Source organism: Bartonella sp. CL63NXGY, assembly GCF_042194905.1.
GTDB lineage: Bacteria > Pseudomonadota > Alphaproteobacteria > Rhizobiales > Rhizobiaceae > Bartonella.
Window position 1 is genome coordinate 20,262 of sequence record NZ_JBHINK010000008.1, and the last position, 24,098, is coordinate 44,359.

17 protein-coding genes are annotated in these 24,098 nt (G+C 37.2%); 5 read left to right on the forward strand and 12 right to left on the reverse strand.

All coding sequences use genetic code 11. The features are described from left to right. Positions 1–81 precede the first annotated feature (81 nt). Positions 82–3,549, forward strand: coding sequence for a DNA polymerase III subunit alpha (gene dnaE / locus ACFIK0_RS05475; RefSeq protein ID WP_375663640.1), 3,468 nt, complete (start codon positions 82–84; stop codon positions 3,547–3,549). Between the two features lie 193 nt (positions 3,550–3,742). Here dnaE and ACFIK0_RS05480 read toward each other — a convergent pair whose 3' ends face one another. After that, positions 3,743–4,990, reverse strand: a complete 1,248-nt coding sequence (locus ACFIK0_RS05480; protein ID WP_375663628.1) for an FAD-binding protein — start codon at positions 4,988–4,990, stop codon at positions 3,743–3,745. Positions 4,991–5,042: 52 nt separating this feature from the next. Next, positions 5,043–5,291 (reverse strand): zinc-finger domain-containing protein, encoded by a 249-nt coding sequence (locus ACFIK0_RS05485; RefSeq protein ID WP_273791191.1) that lies wholly within the window; start codon positions 5,289–5,291, stop codon positions 5,043–5,045. 326 nt (positions 5,292–5,617) lie between these two features. Here ACFIK0_RS05485 and ACFIK0_RS05490 point away from each other — a divergent pair, with 326 nt between their 5' ends. After that, entirely contained in the window at positions 5,618–7,798 is a 2,181-nt protein-coding gene (locus ACFIK0_RS05490) for an RNA degradosome polyphosphate kinase (RefSeq protein ID WP_375663629.1), read from the forward strand. Between the two features lie 6 nt (positions 7,799–7,804). Further along, complete coding sequence (ppx, locus tag ACFIK0_RS05495) at positions 7,805–9,322, forward strand: exopolyphosphatase (RefSeq protein WP_273791189.1); 1,518 nt, start codon at positions 7,805–7,807, stop codon at positions 9,320–9,322. 271 nt (positions 9,323–9,593) lie between these two features. Here the strand turns inward: ppx and ACFIK0_RS05500 are convergent, their stop codons facing one another. Both ACFIK0_RS05500 and rnd read right to left on the reverse strand, forming a co-directional pair. Further along, positions 9,594–9,779, reverse strand: coding sequence for a DNA-binding protein (locus ACFIK0_RS05500; RefSeq protein ID WP_273791207.1), 186 nt, complete (start codon positions 9,777–9,779; stop codon positions 9,594–9,596). A gap of 639 nt (positions 9,780–10,418) precedes the next feature. Beyond that, a complete protein-coding gene (rnd, locus tag ACFIK0_RS05505; protein WP_375663630.1) occupies positions 10,419–11,573 on the reverse strand; it encodes a ribonuclease D in 1,155 nt (384 codons plus the stop codon). A gap of 132 nt (positions 11,574–11,705) precedes the next feature. On the opposite strand from rnd, the gene aspS reads away from it, so the two are divergent. Next, positions 11,706–13,499, forward strand: a complete 1,794-nt coding sequence (gene aspS, locus ACFIK0_RS05510) for an aspartate--tRNA ligase (protein WP_273791187.1) — start codon at positions 11,706–11,708, stop codon at positions 13,497–13,499. Between the two features lie 773 nt (positions 13,500–14,272). Then, the gene (gene parC, locus ACFIK0_RS05515; protein WP_375663631.1) at positions 14,273–16,522 is read left to right on the forward strand and encodes a DNA topoisomerase IV subunit A; all 2,250 of its coding nucleotides are present in this window, start codon (positions 14,273–14,275) and stop codon (positions 16,520–16,522) included. 477 nt (positions 16,523–16,999) lie between these two features. Here parC and ACFIK0_RS05520 read toward each other — a convergent pair whose 3' ends face one another. The 8 genes from ACFIK0_RS05520 to ACFIK0_RS05555 form a co-directional block, all read right to left on the reverse strand. After that, complete coding sequence (locus ACFIK0_RS05520; RefSeq protein ID WP_375631256.1) at positions 17,000–18,256, reverse strand: multidrug effflux MFS transporter; 1,257 nt, start codon at positions 18,254–18,256, stop codon at positions 17,000–17,002. A 71-nt stretch (positions 18,257–18,327) separates the two neighbouring features. Then, positions 18,328–18,660 carry a Grx4 family monothiol glutaredoxin gene (gene grxD / locus ACFIK0_RS05525; protein WP_375606638.1) on the reverse strand — a complete coding sequence of 111 codons (333 nt, stop codon included), beginning with the start codon at positions 18,658–18,660 and terminating at the stop codon, positions 18,328–18,330. A gap of 98 nt (positions 18,661–18,758) precedes the next feature. After that, entirely contained in the window at positions 18,759–18,992 is a 234-nt protein-coding gene (locus tag ACFIK0_RS05530; RefSeq protein WP_273791183.1) for a BolA family transcriptional regulator, read from the reverse strand. A 59-nt stretch (positions 18,993–19,051) separates the two neighbouring features. Next, on the reverse strand, positions 19,052–21,262 hold the full coding sequence (gene purL / locus ACFIK0_RS05535) for a phosphoribosylformylglycinamidine synthase subunit PurL (protein ID WP_375663632.1): 2,211 nt from the start codon (positions 21,260–21,262) through the stop codon (positions 19,052–19,054). Positions 21,263–21,555: 293 nt separating this feature from the next. Next, positions 21,556–22,227 carry a phosphoribosylformylglycinamidine synthase subunit PurQ gene (purQ, locus tag ACFIK0_RS05540; RefSeq protein WP_375637470.1) on the reverse strand — a complete coding sequence of 224 codons (672 nt, stop codon included), beginning with the start codon at positions 22,225–22,227 and terminating at the stop codon, positions 21,556–21,558. 11 nt (positions 22,228–22,238) lie between these two features. Beyond that, the gene (gene purS, locus ACFIK0_RS05545) at positions 22,239–22,478 is read right to left on the reverse strand and encodes a phosphoribosylformylglycinamidine synthase subunit PurS (protein WP_273791180.1); all 240 of its coding nucleotides are present in this window, start codon (positions 22,476–22,478) and stop codon (positions 22,239–22,241) included. Between the two features lie 80 nt (positions 22,479–22,558). Next, on the reverse strand, positions 22,559–23,323 hold the full coding sequence (gene purC / locus ACFIK0_RS05550) for a phosphoribosylaminoimidazolesuccinocarboxamide synthase (protein WP_273791179.1): 765 nt from the start codon (positions 23,321–23,323) through the stop codon (positions 22,559–22,561). Positions 23,324–23,496: 173 nt separating this feature from the next. Beyond that, positions 23,497–24,045, reverse strand: a complete 549-nt coding sequence (locus tag ACFIK0_RS05555) for an RBBP9/YdeN family alpha/beta hydrolase (RefSeq protein ID WP_375611547.1) — start codon at positions 24,043–24,045, stop codon at positions 23,497–23,499. Between the last annotated feature and the right edge of the window lie 53 nt (positions 24,046–24,098).

A 24,098-nucleotide genomic window follows, 5' to 3' on the forward strand; every position in this document is an offset into this window, starting at 1 on the left:
AACAGAAGTTTTTTCTTTTATAAGGGGTGCTGTTTAGCATTTATTTTGTAGTGGGAAATTGTGAGAGTGGTAAAAAATAAAATGCAAGAGAACAAAAATTCTCTTCCTCGCTTTATTCATTTGAGAGTGCATTCAGCTTATTCCTTGCTCGAGGGGGCTTTAAAAATCCCCCAAATTATTCAACAGGCGATTTCAGATCATGCACCAGCGGTTGCTATTACCGATACCAATAATTTATTTGGTGCTTTGGAATTTTCACAGCATTGTCTTTCTCATGGGGTCCAACCTATTATTGGTTGTCAGCTTGCTGTTGACTTTCGTGATGAAAATGATCATTCACGTTTGGCTAAATGGCGTAATTCTTCTGATTTCTGCTCTATTGTTCTTTTGGCTGCTAGCAAAACTGGTTATGCTCATTTGGTTCGTCTTGTTAGCCGTGCTTATCTTGATAAATGTGATACTGATCCTCCTCATATTAAAGCTGATTGGTTGTCAGAACACAGTGAAGGAATAATCGCTTTAACGGGAGGAAAGGGAGGACCTATTAATCTTTCTTTGGCAGAAGAGAAAAAAGAACATGCTGTTGAGCGCTTAATTTATTTGAAAAAATCTTTTGCTGATCGTCTTTATGTGGAGTTACAACGGCATGGCTCTTATGATCAGAGAGTAGAAGCTGATCTTATTGAATTGGCTTATGCGCATGAAATTCCTCTTGTTGCAACAAATGAAGCTTTTTTTCTGAAAAGAGAAGGATATGAAGCCCATGATGCGCTGATGGCTGTTTCAGAAGGACAAATCGTCTCTAATCCAGATCGCAAACGTGTGACGCCAGATCATTATTTGAAGCCACAAGATGAAATGGTTACACTGTTTTCTGATCTTCCAGAAGCTTTGGAAAATAGTGTTGAAATTGCATTGCGTTGTCATATTGCCACGCCTCTTCGAAAACCGATATTGCCTCGTTTTATAGAACAATCTGCTAATTCAGAAACTACTTTAGAAATAGAAGATAGTGAGTTGTTAAATCAGGCTAAAGCTGGTTTGAAGATGCGGCTTGAAACAATAGGGTTGGCTGAAGGGTATACGATTGCAGATTATGAACAGCGGCTTGATTATGAAATTTCAGTTATTACGCGTATGCAATTTTCTGGATATTTTCTTATCGTTTCAGATTTCATAAAATGGGCAAAGGTTCATGATATTCCCGTTGGACCAGGACGGGGTTCTGGTGCTGGTTCGCTTGTTGCTTATGCATTGACGATTACTGATGTTGATCCCTTACGGTTTTCTCTTCTCTTTGAACGTTTTCTCAACCCAGATCGTGTTTCAATGCCAGATTTTGATATCGACTTTTGTCAAGAGCGGCGCGAAGAAGTTATTCAATATGTTCAAAAAAAATATGGACGTGATCAAGTTGCTCAAATTATTACCTTTGGTAAGTTACAGGCGCGTGCAGTTTTGCGTGATGTGGGGCGTGTTTTAGAAGTTCCTTATCGTCAGGTGGATTATCTTACAAAATTAATTCCTGCCACGCCAGGAAGTCAGGTAGAATTGGCTGATGCTATTAAGGATGAACCTAAATTTGAAGAGGAAAAGAAAAAAGATCCCGTTGTTGGCCGCGCATTAGATATAGCACTTCAGTTGGAGGGACTTTATCGTCATGCTTCAACTCATGCTGCTGGGATTGTTATCGGAGATCGTCCACTTTGGGAGCTTGTCCCGATGTATCGTGATCCTCGTTCTGATATGCCTGTTACACAATTTAACATGAAATATGTGGAACAGGCGGGGCTGGTAAAATTTGATTTTCTTGGATTAAAAACGCTTACTGTTTTGAAAATGGCAGTCGATTTTGTTGCCAGAAAGGGGATTAAAATAGATTTATCAAATATTCCTCTGAATGATGAAGCAACCTACGCTATGATGGCACGTGGTGAAACGGTTGGTGTGTTTCAGGTGGAAAGTTCTGGTATGCGCAAGGCGTTGATTGGAATGAAGCCAGACCGTATTGAAGATATTATTGCGCTGGTCGCACTTTATCGTCCAGGTCCAATGGAGAATATTCCAACCTATAATGCACGCAAACATGGGGAAGAGGAAATTGCTTCTATTCATCCTAAAATAGATCATCTGATCAAAGAAACACAAGGTGTGATTGTTTATCAAGAACAGGTGATGCAGATTGCTCAGGTTCTTGCTGGTTATTCGCTTGGAGAAGCTGATTTATTACGTCGTGCTATGGGGAAAAAAATTCATGCTGAAATGCAAAAACAGCGTACGCGTTTTGTCAATGGAGCTGTTGCAGGTGGCGTGGATAAAGATCAAGCTGATATTATCTTTGATCTTTTAGCAAAATTTGCCGATTATGGTTTTAATAAATCACATGCTGCTGCTTATGCAATTGTTTCTTACCAAACGGCTTATATGAAAGCAAACTATCCCGTTGAGTTTTTAGCTGCTTCAATGACATATGATATGACGAATACAGATAAGCTCAATGATTTTCGGCGTGAAGCATTAAGGTTGGGTATTGAAGTTATTGCACCTTCTATACAAACATCTCATCGTGTTTTTGAGGTTGGTGATAACTGTATTTATTATTCTCTTGCTGCCATTAAAGGTGTGGGAGAAACTGTTGTAGATCATATTGTTTCTTGTCGTGGGAATAAGATTTTTAAGGATTTGGAAGATTTTTGTGCGCGTGTTGATCCTCGTATTGTTAATAAGCGTGCGATGGAAAGTTTAGTTTGTGCTGGTGCTTTTGATTGTTTTAACATTGCACGTGAGGTTTTATTAGCCAATCTTGGAACCCTTCATGCGCGTGCACTTCGTATTCTCGATGACAATTCTAGCGGGCAGGTTGATATATTTGGAATGGCAGGCGGATTAAAAGAACCATTGATTTTATCGCAAACAACCCCTTGGTTGCCGGCTGAGAAACTTTATCGAGAATTTCAAGCTATAGGTTTTTACTTTTCTGCGCATCCTTTGGAGGAGTATCAAGCTATTCTGAACAAAAAACGCATTCAGACTTGGGGTAATTTTGCCAATGCCGTTAAAGGGGGAGCAACGGCTGCACGGCTTGCTGGAACTGTTGTGGCAAAAAACGTGCGCAAAACAAAATCTGGTAAAAAAATGGGAATTATTCATTTTTCTGATACAAGTGGACAATATGAAGCAGTTCTCTTTTCTGAGGCACTCTCGGATTATGAAGAGATGCTAGAACCCGGAAAATCTTTTATTATTACGGTGAGCGCAGAAAATCGTTCTGAAGGAGTTAGTTTGCGAATTGAAACAATTCAGTCTTTGGAAAATGAATCATTACAACAGCATAAAATGATGCGTCTCTTTATAAAAACAGTTGATATGCTTCCACAAATTGAACAAAACTTAAATCTTGGGGGGAATGGAGAGGTGGGGCTTATTTTAATTCAAGAGGATGGATTGCGAGAAGTCGAAATTGCGCTTCCTAAGCGATATAAGGTAAATTCACATGTCGCAAATGCTATGAAATTAATTCAGGGTGTTGTTGATGTAGAATTGAGTTAAAGAAAGATTAAAGATGGGAGCTGATTTTGAGTGGTGTTTTTGCTTTTAGGAGAGCTAAAAATGGAGCTTTTAAAATCGGATTGTAGGTTTCGAAAAATATTGCTTTTATTTGAGTAAATTATGATATTTTTTTAGTGTCATAAAATTAAAAAAAATCTCGTTCTTTCGTAATATTTAAAGTGTCGGAAGGATTTTATAAGTTTTTATCATTATTTTTTATAGAATTCATCGCATCATACATGTAAAGCCAATTGAGATCTGACATAATGCTCTCTGGTGTACGAATTTTCATCATGAGATTGCGTGCAATTGCTATGGGACCGGTTGCATGATAGGCTAATCTATTGAAATCTCCGCATTTTTTTACTGCTGCAATACGGGGTGTGCGTGTTGTTTCGTAAAGCGAAAGTGCTTTCGTTAATGAAAAATCTTTCAATGAAAGTGCTTTTGCTAATGTGGCAGCATCTTCGATTGCCATAGCGGCACCCTGTGCTGCAAAAGGTAAGGTAGCATGTGCGCAATCGCCAACAAATACTTGTCTCTCTAAACCGATAAAACGATTTTGTTTCATTTGAAAGAGTGGCCAATAACTCCATTCATCAATATGATCGAAAATTTGTAAGATTTTTGAATTCCAATCTTTAAAAAGAGATTTGAGTTTTTCTTTATTTCCTTTATGGGCCCATCCTTCTTTTGAATTTTCTCCATGCGTAATGGCGACAAAATTAAAAATTTTTTCTGATAATTGAATGGGGTAGACAACAAGATGATTTTTGGGTCCCATCCAAGCCGTAATTGTCTTCATATTTTGCAATGAAGAACGAAAGTTTTGAGGAAGGTTATCAAATGTTGTTGTTGCACGCCAAGCAATAAAGCCACTAAAATTTGCTTTTTCATGAAAAGGAGATTGTTGCCGTAATGTTGACCAAACGCCATCACATCCGATCAGGAGGGGCGTTGAATGAAGCTGTTCTGTTGCCGTATCTGTTTTTATTGTCGTGATTTTAATGTTGGTTGCAGATTGGGTAGAAGATACAATCGTTTCGCCTGCTTTGTATTTGATCAAAGGATTTTCAATCACTGCATTATATAAAATTTTTTGTAAAGCCGCGCGGTGAATCGTCATATAAGGGGCTTTCCAATATTTTTCTGTTAGATTAATAAGATGAGCCCGTAGATGTATTTTTAAAGATAATCCATCTTTTAACTCAAGAAAATATGGGATTGTCGCGACTTCAGTGAGTTTGTTAAGAAGTTTCCAGCGAGCAAGAATAGATGTTGCATTTGGTGTCAGTTGAATACCAGCGCCTATCGTTTCAAGTTGCTTACACTTTTCGATAATGGTGCTTGCAATTCCTTTATGAGCGAGTGCTAAAGCAGTGCTTAAACCAGCAATTCCTCCTCCAACGATGATGGGTGACTGTTCCACAAATGATTTCATATTAAACAAGCAGAATTAAAAGAGGGGTTATTAAGAAAGCCAAAAAACGCAATTATAATAGCTTTTCTGGATTATATAAGCATCCTGTTGGGTTTGTTTGATCGTATGATAGCGAGGGAACATAACGATAAAGGGTTGAGCAGTAAGGGCAAATTTTCTCATCTGCTGTTCCCATGTCGATAAAGATATGAGGATGATCGAATGGTTGTGTAGCGCCTACACACATAAATTCTTTCACACCAATTTCGATTGTTTTATATCCAAGGTCATTTTGGAAATGAGGAATATTGTGATCAGCCATGGCATACAAACTCCAGAATAAATTTTCTCATCAGCTATGATTGGGCTCTTCTATTTTATAGGCGTGAGTTTGTAATAAAGCGTATAATAATGCAAGATGCTTTTTAAGACAAATTTCTCTTCTTTTATGCTATATTAGAATAGTTGTCTTAGCTTTTAGTGCTTTGCGCATAGCAATAATTCCAAGTATTTTTAAATATTAAATGGAAAAATGATGAGGGAAGTTAAGCATTGATATATTATTATGATGATAACATATTATCAAATGTTATGTGAGATATTTCGTCAAGGATTTTAGAAAATATAAAAGAAAATTATTTAGGATATATGGAACAGAGGGTGGTAAATAAAATTTCTATATCGAATATAACAATGAAAAATCCGGTACGGTTTATTAATCGAGAGTTTTCATGGCTACAATTTAATAATCGTGTTTTGATGGAAGCGGCTAATTCGAAACATCCTTTATTAGAACGTCTACAATTTCTTTCTATTTCAGCTGCAAATCTTGATGAGTTTTTTATGGTTCGTGTTGCAGGACTAGCAGCTCAAATTCGTGCTCGCGTTACAGCGTGCAGTGCAGATGGGCACACTCCACAGGAACAACTTGATATTGTATTAGCTGAGATTTTAAAGCTGCAGGCTCACCAACTACGAGAATTGAATGTTTTACGTGATGAATTAAAAAAGAATGATATTGAAATTATTTGTTCTGATGATCTTTCAGAAATTGAAAAATTATGGCTTGAAAAATATTTTCTTGAGACAATTTTTCCTGTTTTAAAACCTTTGCCTGTTGATTCTACTCATCCTTTTCCATTTATTCCTAATTTAGGGCTTTCTATTGCGCTTCAATTGTCTGGAGAAACTGATCAGAACTCACACACAGTGTTGTTGTCTATTTCAATGCTTTTAAGGCGTTTTATTCTTCTTCCTCAAGAAGGCAATCATTTTCGTTTTATTGCATCTGAAGATGTTATTTGCCTTTTTATTAAACATGTATTTCCTAACTATGAGGTTAAAGGAATTGGTACATTTAGAGTAATCCGAGATAGCGATATTGAAGTAGAAGAAGAAGCTGAGGATCTTGTTCACTTTTTTGAAATTGCTCTTAAAAGGCGGCGCCGTGGGCAGGTTATTCGAGTTGAGTTTGACGCAAAAATGCCAGAGAGTTTACGTCAATTTATAGCGAATAGTCTCGCTGTTCCTGATAATTGTATTAATGTTCTTGATGGATTTTTAGCGCTTAATACGGTATCAGAAATTGTTTCTATTCCTCGTGATGATCTCAAATTTATTCCTTATATTTCTCGTGTTCCAGAATGTATTCGTAAACATAAAGGGGATTGTTTTGCGGCTATTCGTGAAAATGATATTGTGATTCATCACCCCTATGAGACATTTGATGTTGTTGTCCAATTTTTACGTCAAGCTGCTTGCGATCCTGATGTTGTGGAAATCAAACAAACACTTTATCGTACATCAAATGATAGTCCAATTGTTGGCGCTTTGATTGAAGCAGCTGAACAGGGAAAGTCTGTGACTGCTTTGGTAGAACTTAAAGCACGTTTTGATGAGGAAGCAAATATTCGTTGGGCCCGAGATCTTGAATGTGCTGGGGTTCAAGTTATTTTTGGTTTTATTGCATTAAAAACGCATGCTAAGATGTCATTGGTTGTGAGACGTGAGGGAAAACGTCTTTGCTCTTATGTTCATCTTGGGACAGGAAATTATCATCCCATTAACGCTAAAACTTATACCGATCTTTCTTTTTTTTCCACAGATGATGATATCGCTCATGATGTTGCGTTATTGTTCAATTATATTGCGCAATATGAGCGTCCAAATGAAACAATGAAGATTGCTTTTTCACCCTTAACATTGCGTGGTCGTATCTTAGAGCATATTGAGGAAGAAATTGTTTACGCACAACAGGGAAGGTTTGCTGCTATTTGGATGAAAGTTAATGCATTGGTAGATCCTGAAATTATTGATGCTTTATATCGTGCTAGTCAAGCAGGGGTGCAAATTGATTTGGTTGTGCGGGGGATATGTTGTTTACGTCCTGGTATTCTAGGAATTTCGGATAATATTCGTGTAAAATCAATTGTCGGGCGTTTTCTTGAACATAGTCGCATTTTTTGTTTTGGGAATGGTCAAGATTTGCCTAATGAAAATGCAATCGTTTACTTAGGCTCTGCTGATATGATGCCTCGTAATCTGGACTATCGTATTGAAATATTGGTTCCAGTTTTTAATAAAATAGTCCGTCAAAAAATTCTTTTACAGATTATGTTAGCTAATATCATTGATAATCAACAAAGCTTTGATATACTTAAGGATGGAACATCAAAACGTATTACACCGCAGATAGGTGAAAGTCTATTTAATGCGCAGGAGTATTTTATGGCCAATACAAGTTTTGCGGGGGAAAATGAGTCTTTTGAGTCTTCTGTTTCGCGCTTGGTTACGTTGCATCGGCAACAAGCCGAGATACATAAAGACTGAAATCCAATGACATATAGAGATGCTCAAGGTCGGTTAAAAGGGTGCAAGCCTGTTGCTGTTATTGACATTGGCTCAAATTCTGTTCGGTTGGTTATTTATGAGGGGCTTGTTCGATCACCAACAGTTTTGTTTAATGAAAAGATTCTTTGTGGTCTCGGTCATGGTGTGGCAAAAACGGGATTTTTAGAAGAAAAATCAATGAAAATGGCGTTGCAAACACTGAAACGGTTTCGTACGCTTTGTCGACAGATTGGGGCAGATGAGGTCTATACTTTAGCAACAGCAGCAGCACGAGATGCACAGAATGGCGTAGCATTTATTCAGCATGCTGAAGATATCTTGCAAAATAAAATATATCTTCTTTCAGGAAGTGAAGAAGCTATGTATTCAGCATATGGAGTTGTGTCTACTTTTTATCAACCAAAAGGTATTTCTGGGGATCTTGGTGGTGGAAGTCTTGAGCTGATTGATATTGATCATTCTGATGTTGGTGAAGGGATAACTCTTCCATTGGGTGGTTTAAGGCTACAGTATATGTCAAATAATGATAGTGCTGTAGCTACAAAAATTGTACATGAGCAATTTTATAAATCGTCTGTTGTTCGTACTCGTAAAGGTATAGCACGTTATTTTTATGCAGTAGGGGGGACATGGCGTAATTTGGCAAAACTCCATATGGCAATGAAACACTATCGGCTCCCTGTTATGCATGGCTATGAAGTTGATGCCGTTGAAATGGAGAACTTTTTACGTCTTGTAGCACGTGGCAATATTGATAATATGAGAGGGATTGCAGCGGTTTCTCAGAATCGTCGAAAACTTTTATCTTATGGGGCAATAGTTCTTATTGAACTCATTCAGTGTATGGAGTTTGAAAAGATAATCTTTTCTGGTGCTGGCGTTCGTGAAGGTTTTCTTTATTCACGTTTGCCGCAGGCGATTCGGCTTTCAGATCCTCTCATTGCAGCATGCACAGAAATGGCTATTTTACGGGCACGTTCACCAAAACAAGCAGAAGAACTCATTGATTTTACGACGAATGCTTTTGAAGTTTTTGGAATTTCAGAAACCGAAAATGAATGCCGTTATCGTCAAGCCGCTTGTCTTCTTGCAGATATTGGTTGGCGTATACATCCAGATTATCGAGGCAATGAAGCAGCAAATCAAATAGCTTTAGGATCTTATCCAGGAATTTCTCATGAAGGGCGCCTTTATGCAGCGCTTGCTGTTTTTTTTCGCAATACGAGTTTATTGGTTGATAAAGAATCTCTTCCCATTTTTCAATTAGCAACTCAAAATATAATTGAAAAAGCACGTATTCTTGGCGAAACTATGCGTATTGCTCATCTTTTTAGTGCTTCTGTTGCAGGAATTTTACCTCATTTATTGTGGCATAAAAAAGCAGATCATATTATCCTGCAGATCCCAAAGAATTACGCTGGGTTATTAGGAGAACGTCCTCTTGGACGATTACAGAAGTTATCAAAAATAATAAAACAACCTCTCGCTTTTGAAATTTTTTGATTTTTTTCTAATTTATTCGTGTTTTATGTCTTATAATAGGGCCATTGACAAGGGATAAACTAGGCAATCTATCATCACGAGCTGGACAATAGGACTTGTTCCATAACGCCCAAGCCAGCCTCCATGCAAGGCATTTGTAATGCCCTGAGCATTCATAAAAGAAAACATAATTTTTTATTCTGTTATTTGCGTCACAGGATAGATTTTTCACTTCATAAGCTTCATGTGAAAATGAAAAGCCTTGTCCATTTTTACGTGAAAAGGTTTTCTTTTATGCTGCGTCGTTATAACGTTTCTGTTTAGCTTGCTCGATTATCTTGATAAGATTCGATTGTAACCAACGCGATAAAAAACAAAACTTTAAAGGTTTTGGAAGAGATCCATTGGTTACATGACGCTGGAATGTTGAAATACTCATATGAAACAGTTTTGCACTTTCACGGTCTGTCAAAAGAATATCATTTCAGTCATTATAAAATCCTTTCACTATAAAAAATAGAAATAAATCATAACTATTTATTAACCATGATTTTTTGAAAGGCGTTTAATCTATAAAAAAAAACAGCGCTTTATCATATAATTTCTTATGTAAAACTTTATGATTCTTATTGAGATGGAATGAGAGAATCTTATGATATTCGGGGGTCTAATTTAATATCAATAACGCCAGATTATCTTTATAAATCAATATATTGCCTTTGTTAGGTGTTTTAGTTGTTATGCTGGCTCGTTTTTGATTGTTAGATTGCAATCTCGGTAGTTTTTTAATACGATATGGTGACGTGAGGCATTATATCTTTGTTTGTTCCGATTGCTAGGCTACTATTTTTGTAATGAATGCGCTTTTATTATCAGAGCTTTTTCTTTTTAAAACTTTTAAATGAGGAGCTGTCTGTTTTTTTAGATTTTCTTAATAAGATTGCTATTTGATTGATCTAATAAAGATTTATCTGTCATTTTTAATAAGAGTTTACTATTTAAGTTTTTAACTTTGTCAGAAGTAGGTTTTATTTATCCTATTTGCGTTGGCCTATAGGGCATACCAATTGATGTAGATTATATGTATCATAATGGATTTTTAAAATAAAAATGTAAATTAAAGCTGTTTTGTGCTTATTTTTCCATCGTTAAAGTAAAATCCTATCTGGCCCTTTAGCAGTTGTTCGGCTTTTTGACCAAATATTTCATAGCGCCAGCCATTCATAGCGGGAATATTTTTCTTTATTCCTCCATTGGCAATTTTTTCTAAATCATTAGATGTTGCAATAATTTTAGGGGCAATGCTGTTTTCATTTGCAACAATTTTTAATAACACTTTGAGTAGATCGATAACAGCGGCCGTCGTATCATTGAGTGGATTATGTTTAGGAATGGGGGGTAAAGCAGAAAGATCCACCTCTAATCCTTCGTGGACAGCTTTGATTAATGATTGAGAAATTGAGAGTTTATCCCAGTTCTTATTAAGACTGCGCAACCGCTTTAATGCAGATTCATCTTTTGGTTGTTGGGTTGCTATTTCTATAAGACATTCATCTTTTATGATATGACGACGTGGCATATTGTATTTTCGTGCTTCACGTTCCCGCCAAGCTGCTATCTTTTGTAATACAGCAAGTTCACGTGGCTTTTTAATTTTTCCTTTCACTTTTTTCCATGCTTCATCTTCTGGCATATCATAGGTTTTAGGATTTAAAAGGATTGTTATTTCATCGTCCATCCAGTGAGCACGTTGATTTTTTTCTAACCTTTTTTTCAATAACAGGTAAACATCTCTTAAGTAAGTTACATCGGCAAGTGCATAGAGCAGTTGTTTTTCAGACAAAGGGCGGTAACTCCAGTCTGTAAAGCGGGAGGATTTATCAAGATGATGCCCCGTGCAGCGTTGTACAATTTGATCATAGGAGATAGAATCACCAAATCCACAAATTGATCCTGCTATTTGCGTATCAAAGAGAGGGGAAGGAATAACACCTCCAAGATGATAAATTGTTTCAATATCTTGGCGCGCAGCATGAAAAACTTTTACAACTTTTTTATCGATCATAAAGTCAAAAAAAGGTTGTAAATCAATATCTGGTGCTATGGGATCAATCAAAACTGTGACATCTGGTGATGCGAGCTGGATTAAACACAGTTGAGGCCAAAAAGTTGTTTCGCGGATAAACTCAGTATCGACTGTTACAAAATCAGAGGTACGTAGAGCGTTAAGTGCAATTTCAAGATCTGTTGTTTGTGTAATAAGATTCATCATTTTATTATAATTCGATAAATTAAATTTGTGCTTTATTGACTTTATTTTTGAGTTTTTATTCTCATATCTTGACAAATGGTTATTAAAAAGCGTTTGTAGCGCATGTGAATATTATAATCAAAGGCAAAAAACATGCACCGTTATCGCAGTCATCATTGTGCGGCTCTTCGTAGATGTGATGTAGGAACACAAGTTCGTCTTTCGGGGTGGGTTCATCGTGTTCGTGATCATGGAGGGATTCTTTTTGTGGATTTACGTGATCATTTTGGAATCACACAAATTGTTGCTGATCCTGCTTCACCAGCTTTTAAAGTTATTGAAAAAGTGCGTTCTGAATGGGTTATTCGTGTGGATGGGGAGGTGTGTGCACGTTCTGATGAGGTTATTAATGCAACGCTTCCAACAGGTGAGATTGAAATTTTTGCACAAGAGGTAGAAATTCTTTCGAAATCTGATGAGCTTCCTTTACCGATTTTTGGTGAGCCTGATTATCCAGAAGATATTCGATTAAAATATCGTTTTCTTGATTTGCGTCGGGAGACTATGCACAAAAATATCATGCGTCGGACTGAAATTATTGCGGCTATGAGACGGGCTATGCAAAATAATGGTTTTACGGAATTTACGACGCCACTTTTGACAGCTTCATCGCCGGAAGGAGCGCGTGATTTTTTGGTTCCAAGTCGTGTTCATCAGGGAAAATTTTATGCGTTACCGCAAGCGCCACAGCAATATAAACAGTTGTTGATGATGTCAGGTTTTGATCGTTATTTTCAGATTGCTCCATGTTTTAGAGATGAAGATCCAAGGGCCGACCGTCTTCCTGGTGAATTTTATCAATTAGATGTTGAAATGAGTTTTGTTGAGCAAGAAGATGTTTTAGCAACTATGGAACCTATTATGCGTTCTATTTTTGAAGAATTTGCAGATGGAAAGACTGTGACACAAAGCTTTCCTCGCATTTCCTATGATGAAGCAATGCAAAAATATGGTTCTGATAAGCCTGATCTCCGGAATCCGATCATTATGGAAGATGTTTCTCAGCATTTTTATAATTCTGGTTTCAAAGTCTTTGCTCAAATTTTAGCGAATGATGAGAATGCTCAAGTGTGGGCTATTCCAGCTAAAACGGGTGGAAGTCGTGCTTTTTGTGATCGTATGAATGTATGGGCACAAGGTGAGGGGCAACCAGGGCTCGGTTATATTTTTTGGCGTGAAGAAGAAGGAAAATTTGAAGGAGCAGGGCCTATCGCCAAAAATATTGGTGAACAGAGGACTGAAGCAATCCGTATACAGCTTGGGCTTGAAAGTGGGGATGCCTGTTTTTTTGTAGCTGGCGATCCAAAAAAGTTTTCATCTTTTGCCGGAGCCGCACGCACAAGGGTAGGAGAAGAATTAGATCTTCTTGATAGAGATAGTTTCTCTTTGGCGTGGATTGTTGATTTTCCATTTTTTGAATGGAATGAAGATGAAAAAAAGATTGATTTTGGACATAATCCTTTTTCTATGCCTCAAGGGGGAGAAAATGCCCTTGCCTGTCAAGATCCTCTTACTATTAAAGCTTTTCAATATGATCTTGTTTGCAATGGTTATGAAATTGCATCAGGTGGAATTCGTAATCACTTACCAGAAATGATGCTTAAAGTTTTTGAACTTGTAGGACTTTCTAAGGAAGTTGTGAAAGATCGTTTCGGTGGTCTTTATCGTGCATTCCATTATGGGGCTCCACCACATGGTGGTATGGCTGCAGGAATTGACCGCATCATTATGCTGTTGCAAGGTGTTAAAAATTTGCGTGAAGTTGCTTTATTTCCTATGAATCAACAGGCGCTTGATCTTTTGATGAGTGCTCCGTCTGATGTTTCTCCTACACAATTACGTGATTTAGGAATCCGCATGGCTCCTACTCACAAAAATAGCTCATAAAGTTGATAATGGATTGTTTTCATCTTTTCTACGTAGAGTGAAGTTTTGATGCCTTTCAAGAGCCATCGGTGTGTGTGGCTGTTTGTGAAATTTAGATAGGTAAAAACGCTATTGTGTTGATTCTTTACGAGGCATTTTTATTCCTTGTTTCTATAGTGGCTCTTCCACTTGTGATAGGTGAGGAAATGATTATGATTGCTTGATCATGAATAAATTAGAAATGAAAGAACTCTATAATATTCGGGAGTCTCATTTTAGTTGAAAAAAATGAATTATCTTTATGTGTTAATATATTATTTATTTTTTATTGAAGTTTTTACAACGTTGTAGCAGAGAATTGTGTCTCTTCGTTTTTATGAAAATAATGTGATTTTCCATTCTATGGACTTACTCTAAAAAGTTTAAATTTCATAAGTTTTGAATATTTTTTAGTTTTTCATAGAAAAACTGAAGGGGATTGTTATACAATTTATCTTTATAATAAAAGATGATGTTTGAAAGGTGCTTTTGTCATTCCAGAAAGGATGAAATAACTCTTTGTAGGCAGTTAAATTATCGTCGGATTTGACAAAGCTTTCAATAAATTACTTAGGACAAGGGGGACGGACATGTATAAATTTTTCAAATTGATATAATTTTCTGTTCATGTTCTAATTGCAGCGTTTGTTTTTATGTAATTGACTTTTAATAAAAAAGTCGACTCATAGAAGATTTCACTAAATAAATCCTATAAGATAATTTCTTATTATTGTGGGAATTGTTGTTTTAATACTATGTCTGATAAAATGAATTTACCTTTTGATAAAGAACATATTGAACCAATAGAATTACGCTCTGCTTTACAGGAACGTTATTTGGCTTATGCACTTTCTACGATTACACACCGTGCATTGCCTGATGTACGTGATGGATTGAAGCCGGTCCACCGGCGGATTGTTCATGCGATGCGTCTTCTCAAACTAAATCCTGGACAGTCTTATGCGAAATGTGCGCGGATTGTTGGTGATGTCATGGGAAAATTTCATCCTCATGGGGATGCGTCTATTTATGATGCCTTGGTGCGCTTGGCTCAAAGTTTTGCTGTTCGTTATCCGTTGGTTGATGGGCAAGGCAATTTTGGTAATATTGATGGTGATAATGCTGCTGCCATGCGTTATACGGAAGCACGTATGACTGAAGTGGCTGCATTGTTACTTGAAGGAATTAATGAGAATGCTATTGATTTTCGTTTAACCTATAATGAGGAAGATGAAGAGCCGGTTGTTTTACCAGGAGCTTTCCCTAATCTTTTAGCAAATGGTTCTTCTGGTATTGCTGTTGGTATGGCAACATCTATTCCACCCCATAATGTTGCTGAGCTTTGTGATGCAGCACTCCATTTGATTGCGCATCCCGATGTAAATGATGAGGCATTAAATCAATTCGTTCTTGGTCCTGATTTTCCGACGGGGGGAATTTTAGTTGAACCTAAAAAAAGTATTGAGGAATCCTATCGTGTTGGGCGTGGATTCTTTCGCTTGCGTTCACGTTGGCATCAGGAACCTGGTAGCCGTGGTTCTTATGTGATTGTTGTGACTGAAATTCCCTATCAGATTCAAAAGTCACGTCTTATTGAAAAAACAGCAGAGTTATTGCTTGCACGCCGATTGCCAATGCTTGAGGATATCCAAGATGAATCAGCAGAAGATATCAGAATCGTGCTGGTTCCTAAAAATCGGTCGGTTGATCCGGAGCTCCTTATGGAGTCTCTTTTTAAATTGACTGACTTTGAAGTAAGATTTCCCCTCAATCTGAATGTTTTGTCTTTGGGAAAAATACCCAATGTTCTTTCTTTACGAGAAAGTTTGCAGCAATGGCTTGAACATCGTCAAGAAGTGCTTATTCGTCGCTCTCATTATCGGCTTGATCAAATTGATAGCCGATTGGAAATTCTTCATGGATATCTTATTGCCTATTTAAATCTCGATGAGGTCATTCAGATTATTCGTGAAGAGGATGAACCGAAAAAGAAGCTGATTAATCGGTTTGAATTAACAGAAAATCAAGCTGAAGCTATTCTTAATATGCGCTTGCGTTCTTTGCGTAAACTTGAGGAATTTGAAATTCGTAAAGAATTTGAAAGTTTGAAAGCTGAAAAAGAAAAACTACAGAATTTGTTAGCTTCTCCTATAAAACAGTGGAAAATAATTTCAGAAGAAATCAAAAAAGTTCGAAACACTTTTGGTCCTGAAACACTCTTGGGGAAAAGACGTACGACGTTTGAAGAGGCACCAAGACATGATCTTGATGATATTCAACAAGCAATGATCGAAAAAGAACCGATTACTATTGTTATTTCTGAAAAGGGGTGGATGCGCGCTTTGAAGGGACATTTGACCGATTATAAAGCGCTTTCTTTTAAAGAAGGAGACAGTTTAAAGTTAGCATTTCCGGCATTTACAACCGACAAGATTGTGCTGATCAGTACGGGTGGAAAGTTTTTTGCTATTAGTGCAAATAGTTTACCTGGAGGGCGGGGACATGGTGAACCTATTCGTCTTTTAGTTGATATGGATGATGAGCACGATGTTCTCACAGCTTTTGTGCATCGCGCCGAGGAAAAATTGCTCTTGGTTTCATCTCACGGTAATGGTTTTATTGTTTCTTCTGCAGAAGTGATCGCCAATACACGAAAAGGAAAGCAAGTGATGAATGTGAAAGCTCCTGATAAGGTAAATCTTTGTGTTCCGGTAAATGGTGATCATGTGGCTGTAGTTGGTGAAAACCGTAAAATGCTTATTTTTTCTATTGAACAAATACCAGAAATGAATCGCGGTAAAGGTGTTCGTTTACAGCGTTATAAAGAAGGTGGTGTTGTTGATGCCAAGACTTTTAATTTATCAGAAGGCTTAAGTTGGCAAGATACAGCTGAACGAATCTTTAACCGTCAGGCGGACGATCTCTTTGAATGGATGGGAACGCGTGCGGGAGTTGGGCGTTTGGTTCCAAAAGGATTTCCAAAATCAGGAAAATTTATTAATTAAATGTATTTTATAAATGGGGAAAATTCCCTATAGTTTTATGATTGTTTAAGATATTAATTTATAAGGATAATTTATTATTTTTTATATTGAAAGAAAGACCTAAAGCGTAAGTTTTTCTCTTATTTCGATCTTGTTCAGGTTAAATCAATCAAAACTGTTTGTTTGCCTATCATGAGATGAGAGACCAGCCCGTCTTCATAAAAACTATTGAAGAAAAGAATAAAAATATTTTTTAATAAACCGTTTCACATACAAGAGTTGTTGCAACAATAGGTATGTTTGTTTTTTTACATTATACCATTTATGGGTGCTGTCGTGAAATGATTTGATATTTCGAGAGCTGTACCTTTAAACAAACAATGTGAATGTTAACACAAGAGTGTTCTATTTGGAGATGTTTTATTTTGTCTGATAGATTTATCTTCTTATTGTTTCTTATTGTTCAAGAGAGATGTTATTAATCTTTCATAGTAATATTTATTCGTTAGGATTACTATGATATTGTCTAAAAAGATGACCACGTTCAGCCCATAAGACGAGAAGTATGGCAGTGAGACTCAGAAAGAAAAATCCTGCTGAGTTTGGGATGGTTGTTTCATCAAATTGTTGGGCAATAAAAAAGCTAAGTCCTGCACCGATAGATGTTTGAAGAAAGCCGGATACAGAAGAAGCTGTTCCAGCTATTTCTCCTACAGGTTCAAGAGCGAGTGTATTGAAATTGGCCATAATACCACCGCAGGTAAACATTAATATACAATATAACGTCATATAAAAAGGAAAAGGGATAACACCACCTGCTAAGATGGACCCAATAAACCAAATGCATGAAGCGGCACAAAAGAGCAAAAGCATAGTATGAGCAATACGCCGCATTCCAAGGCGTCCAACGAGTTGAGAGTTAAAGAATGATGATAGAGCTTGAAATGCAGCACCAACTGCAAAAGCAATAGGGAACCAAAGTCCTAGATTATAGATCCCTTCATATGTTTGTTGTGATGTATTAACGGCGGTAAAGATACAGCCTAAAATAATGGAAGTTGCAAGTGTATAGCAAAGTGTTGTGCGATTGGTTATTACAATCCATAAGTTGTGTTTAACTGAAAAAAAGGAAAGAGAGCGTTGCGTATAAAGAGTTTCAGGCAAGCGCAGTTGAATCCAAATCATCAGTCCTAAACCAATCATTGCCATGAAAATAAAAATATATTGCCAATGTCCGAGCAGTAAAATGAGCTGTCCTGTTGCGGGACCAACCATTGGTGCAACAAGAAAAACCATCATAACAATAGACATAACTTCTGCCATTTTTCGACCACTGTAAAGATCACGTACGACGGAAACTGTAAGAACCCGCATAGCAGCCCCTCCAATACCTTGCAAGATACGTAAAATAAGCAAGAGAGAAAAATCAGTTACAAAGGCACAGCCAATCGCCGTAAATGAATAAAAAGCAAGCCCGAGAAGAATAAGTTTACGTCGTCCATACCTATCGCTTATTGGACCGAAAAATATTTGAGCAATGCCATAGCTAATAAGATAACTCGAAATGATATAATGTTGATCATTTTCATTGAGAACATTTAAGCCGTCTAAAATATTGGGCATAGCTGGCAGCATAATATCAACAGCTATAGCGTTAATAGCCATAAGCGAAGCAATAAGAATAACAAATTCTTTATAGCCAATTTTGTTTCTAATCGCATCTCTATGCGTTTGTTCATCGACTGAATATGACATATGGCATCCTTGAAATAAAAATTTCGTCTGAAAACAGCTCTTTTTAAGAGTCTGAATAAAATGAAAGATACCTATGATTGATTACAGGGAATATTTTTTTCTTTCAAAAGTTCCTGTAACTCATTGTTTTGAAACATCTCTTTAACAATATCACAGCCTCCGATAAATTCACCTTTGATATAAAGCTGTGGAATTGTTGGCCAATTTGAGTAATCTTTAATCCCTTGACGCAATTCGTTAGAAGTTAAGATATTAATCCCTTTATAATTCAATCCTAAATAATCAAGGATTTGAACCACTTGTCCTGAAAACCCGCATTGCGGAGCGTCAGGTGTTCCTTTCATGAATAAAATGACGTCGTTTGTTTTAATTTCGTTGTCAATAAAATCATGAACAGTGGTCATTTTTATCCCTCGATATTTCAGATTTTTATCAGTGTGTAATTTATATCCATACTGCTTTTAATCGTATTAAATGTGTGAATGCAAGAAAAAATTTTAGATTATTTTGGGACATTTGTTTGCAACATTAAGGCGTGAAGGTCATTTCCCATATTGCCTTTAAGGGCATCATAGACCATTTTATGTTGTTGAACACGGGTTTTACCACGAAAACTTTCAGAAATAACTTCTGCAGCATAATGTTCCCCATCTCCAGCAAGATCACGAATTGTTACAGTAGCATCAGGAATGCCTTCACGAATAAGCGTTTCAATTGCATGGGCACTCATTGCCATCATTATTCTCCTATGTTGTTCATTTTTTTATAAAGGCTGTTTAAGAGAAAAAACAATTTTTATTCTTCACCCATAAATTGTGGAAACCAGTTTTCATAGGCTTTTGTGAGTTTGTCTACTGAAAGTGTTAATATCCCATCTATATTAAGGGAAGTACCCTCGACTTGACCTAGCTCTGTTAAAGAAACTGTATTGATTTGTGCACGCTCTTTAAGACTATTAAGAGAGTGAGGTTTGACGGCTAAAAGATAACGTCCTTGGTCTTCTCCAAAAAGTTCTGCATGATGGGGTGATTTATTGCTTAATTTTACTTTGATTCCTTTACCTGCTTTAATCACCATTTCAGCAAGTGCTATCGCTAATCCTCCGTCAGAAAGGTCATGGGCGGCGTGAATAAAACCACGATGTATGACATCTCGAACAAATTGACCATGCTTTTTTTCAAGTTGTAAATCTATAGGGGGGGGGGCGCCTGCATCAATATTTAAAATGTTACGTGCATAGATTGATTGTCCTAAATGGGAGCCGCAATTTCCTACTAAAACAAGAATATCTCCATTTTGCATACCACTTATTGTTACCATTTTAGACCAATCATTAAGAAGACCTACCCCAGCAATTGTGGGGGTTGGAAGAATGGCTTCCCCATTTGTTTCATTGTAAAGAGAAACATTGCCTGAAACGATAGGAAAATCGAGGATTCTACAAGCTTCTCCTATACCTTTAATAGCAAAAACCAGCTGTCCCATAATTTCAGGTTTTTCAGGGTTACCAAAATTGAGATTATCTGTAGCAGCCAGTGGTGTTGCACCTGTCGTACTAATGTTTCGCCAGCATTCTGCGACAGCTTGTTTCCCCCCTTCATAAGGGTCTGCTTCACAATAGCGAGGTGTTACATCAGAAGAAAAAGCAAGAGCACGTTTGCTGTTGTTTCCTACACGGATAACGCCTGCATCACCTCCTGGACAAACAAGGCTATTTCCTTGGATAAGGGTATCATATTGTTCATAAACCCATCGCCGTGAACTTTGATTAGCAGAATTCAATAAGGTCAGAAGCGCATCACCAAGATTTTCAACTTTTTTGACGTCTTCTGCTTTCAAGGGTGTTTTTTTTGCCGGCTCACTCCAAGGACGATCATAAACAGGCGCTTCATCACCAAGCTCTTTGATGGGAAGATTGACAACTTCTTCCCCTTGATGAAATACACGAAAACGTAAATCATCGGTTGTTTTCCCAATGATAGAAAAATGTAGCCCCCACTTATGAAAAATTGCTTCTGCTTGCTTTTCTAGTTCTGGTTTAAGGACCATGAGCATACGCTCTTGACTTTCAGAAAGCATCATTTCATAGGCTGTCATGTTTTCTTCTCGAACAGGAACTGTATCGAGATTAAGCTGTATCCCTAAATTTCCTTTTGCTCCCATTTCAACGGCAGAAGAGGTGAGTCCTGCAGCTCCCATATCTTGAATAGCAACCACGGCTCTAAGTTCCATGAGCTCTAAACATGCTTCAAGGAGACATTTTTCTGTAAAAGGATCACCTACTTGAACAGTTGGGCGTTTTTCACTGATTGAATCATCAAATTCAGCAGAGGCCATTGTTGCTCCACCGACACCATCACGTCCTGTTTTTGCACCAAGATAAACAACAGGGAGTCCAATACCTTGCGCTTTAGAATAAAAAAGGGCGTTTGTCTTTGCAATACCGGCGACAAAAGCGTTAACAAGGATATTGCCATTATAACGCTCATCAAAATTTACTTCTCCACCAACCGTTGGAACGCCAAAAGAATTGCTGTAACCACCTATTCCAGAAACAACACCAGAAACAAGATGGCGTGTTCGTGGATGATCAGGAGCACCAAATCGCAATGCATTCATAGCAGCAACAGGACGGGCTCCCATTGTAAATACATCACGTAAAATACCACCAACACCTGTCGCTGCACCTTGATAAGGTTCAATATAAGAAGGGTGGTTATGGCTTTCCATTTTGAAAACAACACATTGTCCTTCGCCAATATCGACAACACCAGCATTTTCACCAGGTCCTTGGATGACACATTTTCCTTCTGTTGGAAGAGTTTTTAGCCATTTTTTAGATGATTTATAGGAACAATGTTCGTTCCACATTGCAGAAAAAATTCCTAGTTCAGTAAATGTTGGTTCTCTACCAATTAACGTTAGGATACGTTGATATTCATCTTCTTTTAGCCCGTGTTGTGCAATGAGTTCTGGTGTAATAGTGATGTTATTGCAAGGCTTCATGAGTATTTATCCGTCAAATTAATCGAAATTTAGCATTTTTATTTTTTTAACCTAGCAGCTTATATTATAAACAATAATGTTGTTTAATAATAAAAATATTTATAGACAGTAAGCTGAAGATTTTGTCCGTTTATTTGGTGGGATTTAAGACTAAAAATGGTCTTAAATAATTATGTGTTTAGAAAATAATATCCATTGTTGTTTGTGAAGAGCTTTGTTTATAGATTTACGATGCGAGAAATGGTATAAATCCTTGTTTTTTTAAATTATGGAGCGCGAGTATTTTTGCAGCATTATCCATTTACTAACTCTAAAGCACTTTGAAAAAGTAAACGACCGTCAGTACCTCCATGGGCGGGTTCAATAAAGTTTTCAGGATGGGGCATCATACCAAGAATATTACCAGTTTTATTAACAATACCAGCAATATCTTTCATTGAGCCGTTCGGGTTTGTATTTTCTGCATAGCGAAAAACAATTTGTTCATTGTCTTCCATTTGTTTCAATGTTTCACTATCAACAAAATAATTTCCGTCATGATGGGCAACAGGACAACGAATAATTTGTCCTTTAGAATAATATCGAGAAAATTTTGTCTTGGCGTTGACGACTTCAAGTTTGATTTCACGACAAACAAACTTTAAAGAAGCGTTACGCATTAAAGTACCGGGTAATAATCCTGCTTCCAACAAAATTTGAAATCCATTACAGATACCTATAATTGTCGTACCTTCTTGTGCTTTTTCACGAATGGCTTTTAAGACGGGAGTTCGCGCTCCAATCGCACCACATCTTAAGTAGTCGCCATAGGAAAAGCCACCAGGAATAATAATAACATCTACATCTGGAATTGTTGTTTCTGTTTGCCAAATTTTTAGTGGCTCAACTCCCGTTATATGATGTAATGCTGCAACCATATCTCGATCACGATTTAATCCAGGAAGTTGAATGATGGCAGTTTTCATGAGCGTTTCACTTAAAAAAGTTCGATTGTATAATTTTCAATGACAGTATTTGCGAGTAACTCTTCACACATTTGTTCAAGTTTTTTCTTTGCGGTTTCAGAAGGTAGTTCATCAAGAACAATATCAAAAACCTTTCCTTGACGAATGGATTGAATGCCTTCGAAAGCTAAACTTTTTAAAGCACCGACAATTGCTTCTCCTTGTGGATCAAGAACGCTTTCTCTTAAAGTAACTGTAATGCGTGCTTTCATTTTTTGCTTCCTGCTTTTTTAAAGAACCTCTCCTTTGAAAGAGGGGTATTTATATAAGGTGATGTTTTTTTACCTTGTTTTTACTTTACGAGAACGGGACCACTTGGTCGTGTTGGTTCATTTTCATTCATAATACCAAGACGTTTGGCAACTTCTTGATAGGCATTAATAAGCCCACCCATATCACGACGAAAACGGTCTTTATCCATTTTTTCTTGTGTGTGCATATCCCATAGTCGTGCAGAATCAGGAGAGATTTCATCAGCAAGAACAATGCGCATCGTTTCATCTTCCCACAGGCGACCAAATTCCATTTTAAAATCAATTAATTGGATGTTAACACCGGCAAAAAGCCCAGAAAGAAAATCATTAATACGAATTGAAAGTTGCATGATATCTTCTATCTCTTGTGGGACAGCCCACCCAAAAGCTGTGATATGTTCTTCCGTTACCATAGGATCATCGAGAGAATCATTTTTATAGTAGAATTCAATGATGGATTGCGGAAGCGGGGTTCCTTCTTCCAGTCCTAAACGCTTAGCAAGAGAGCCAGCAGCAACATTGCGAACAACAACTTCCAACGGAATGATTTCCACCGCTTTAATAAGCTGTTCGCGCATGTTTATACGTTTGATAAAATGTGTTGGGATGCCCAAACGTCCAAGATGGCTAAAAATATGTTCCGAAATTCGGTTGTTTAAAACCCCCTTTCCGTCGATAATTTCATGTTTTTTTGCATTAAAGGCAGTTGCATCATCTTTAAAAAATTGAATATAAGTCCCTGGTTCAGGTCCTTCATATAAAATTTTAGCCTTGCCTTCATAAATACGGTGGCGACGATTCATCATGATTCTCTATTTATCTTGAGAGGTTTTTAATAACATTGATAAATGATACTATCCTAATTGATAGAATTTCTCAATGATATTGCTATGATACTTTTATAATTTTTATCATTACACGTTTACCCAAAGGTGAAGATACATAAGCGATGAGAAAGAAGATCACCTCTTTTGGATCAAATTTTTGCAAGAAAGTGAGAGAGGACCATAAGCCCTTCAGGCCAAGGTCCGTGTCCGGATTCTGCGTTAATATGGCCAGAATACCCAGCATCAACAAAGAGTGATCCCCAATCATTGGCAATTTTTTCTGCTACTGAAAATTGACAAAACTCATCGTTGCGACTGGCTATGACAATAGAAGGAAAAGGAAGCTTTTGGCGATGATAGGGGCCAAATGTCATTAAATGTTTGGGACGTATTTTTTCATTGGCGACATCTGGAGGTGCAACAAAGAATGCGCCACAAATTTTTTCTGTATTTTGTACAGTTGCATGAATAACACTGGGAACTCCTAATGAATGAGCAATAAGCATAACAGGCCTTTGAGCTTTTGCGATGGCGGTTTTAACTTTGTTAACCCACTCTTCACAAACAGGCTTTGACCAATGGAGTTGTTCAATGCGGCTGGCTGTCGACAATTTTTTTTCCCAGCGTGTTTGCCAATGATCTGGACCAGATCCTTTGTAGCCAGGAACAATAAGAATATCGAGTTGATTTGCTTTCATGAATTGTTTTCTTTGTTACAACAGATTTTTGATCATAGGTGGAATGGATTTTG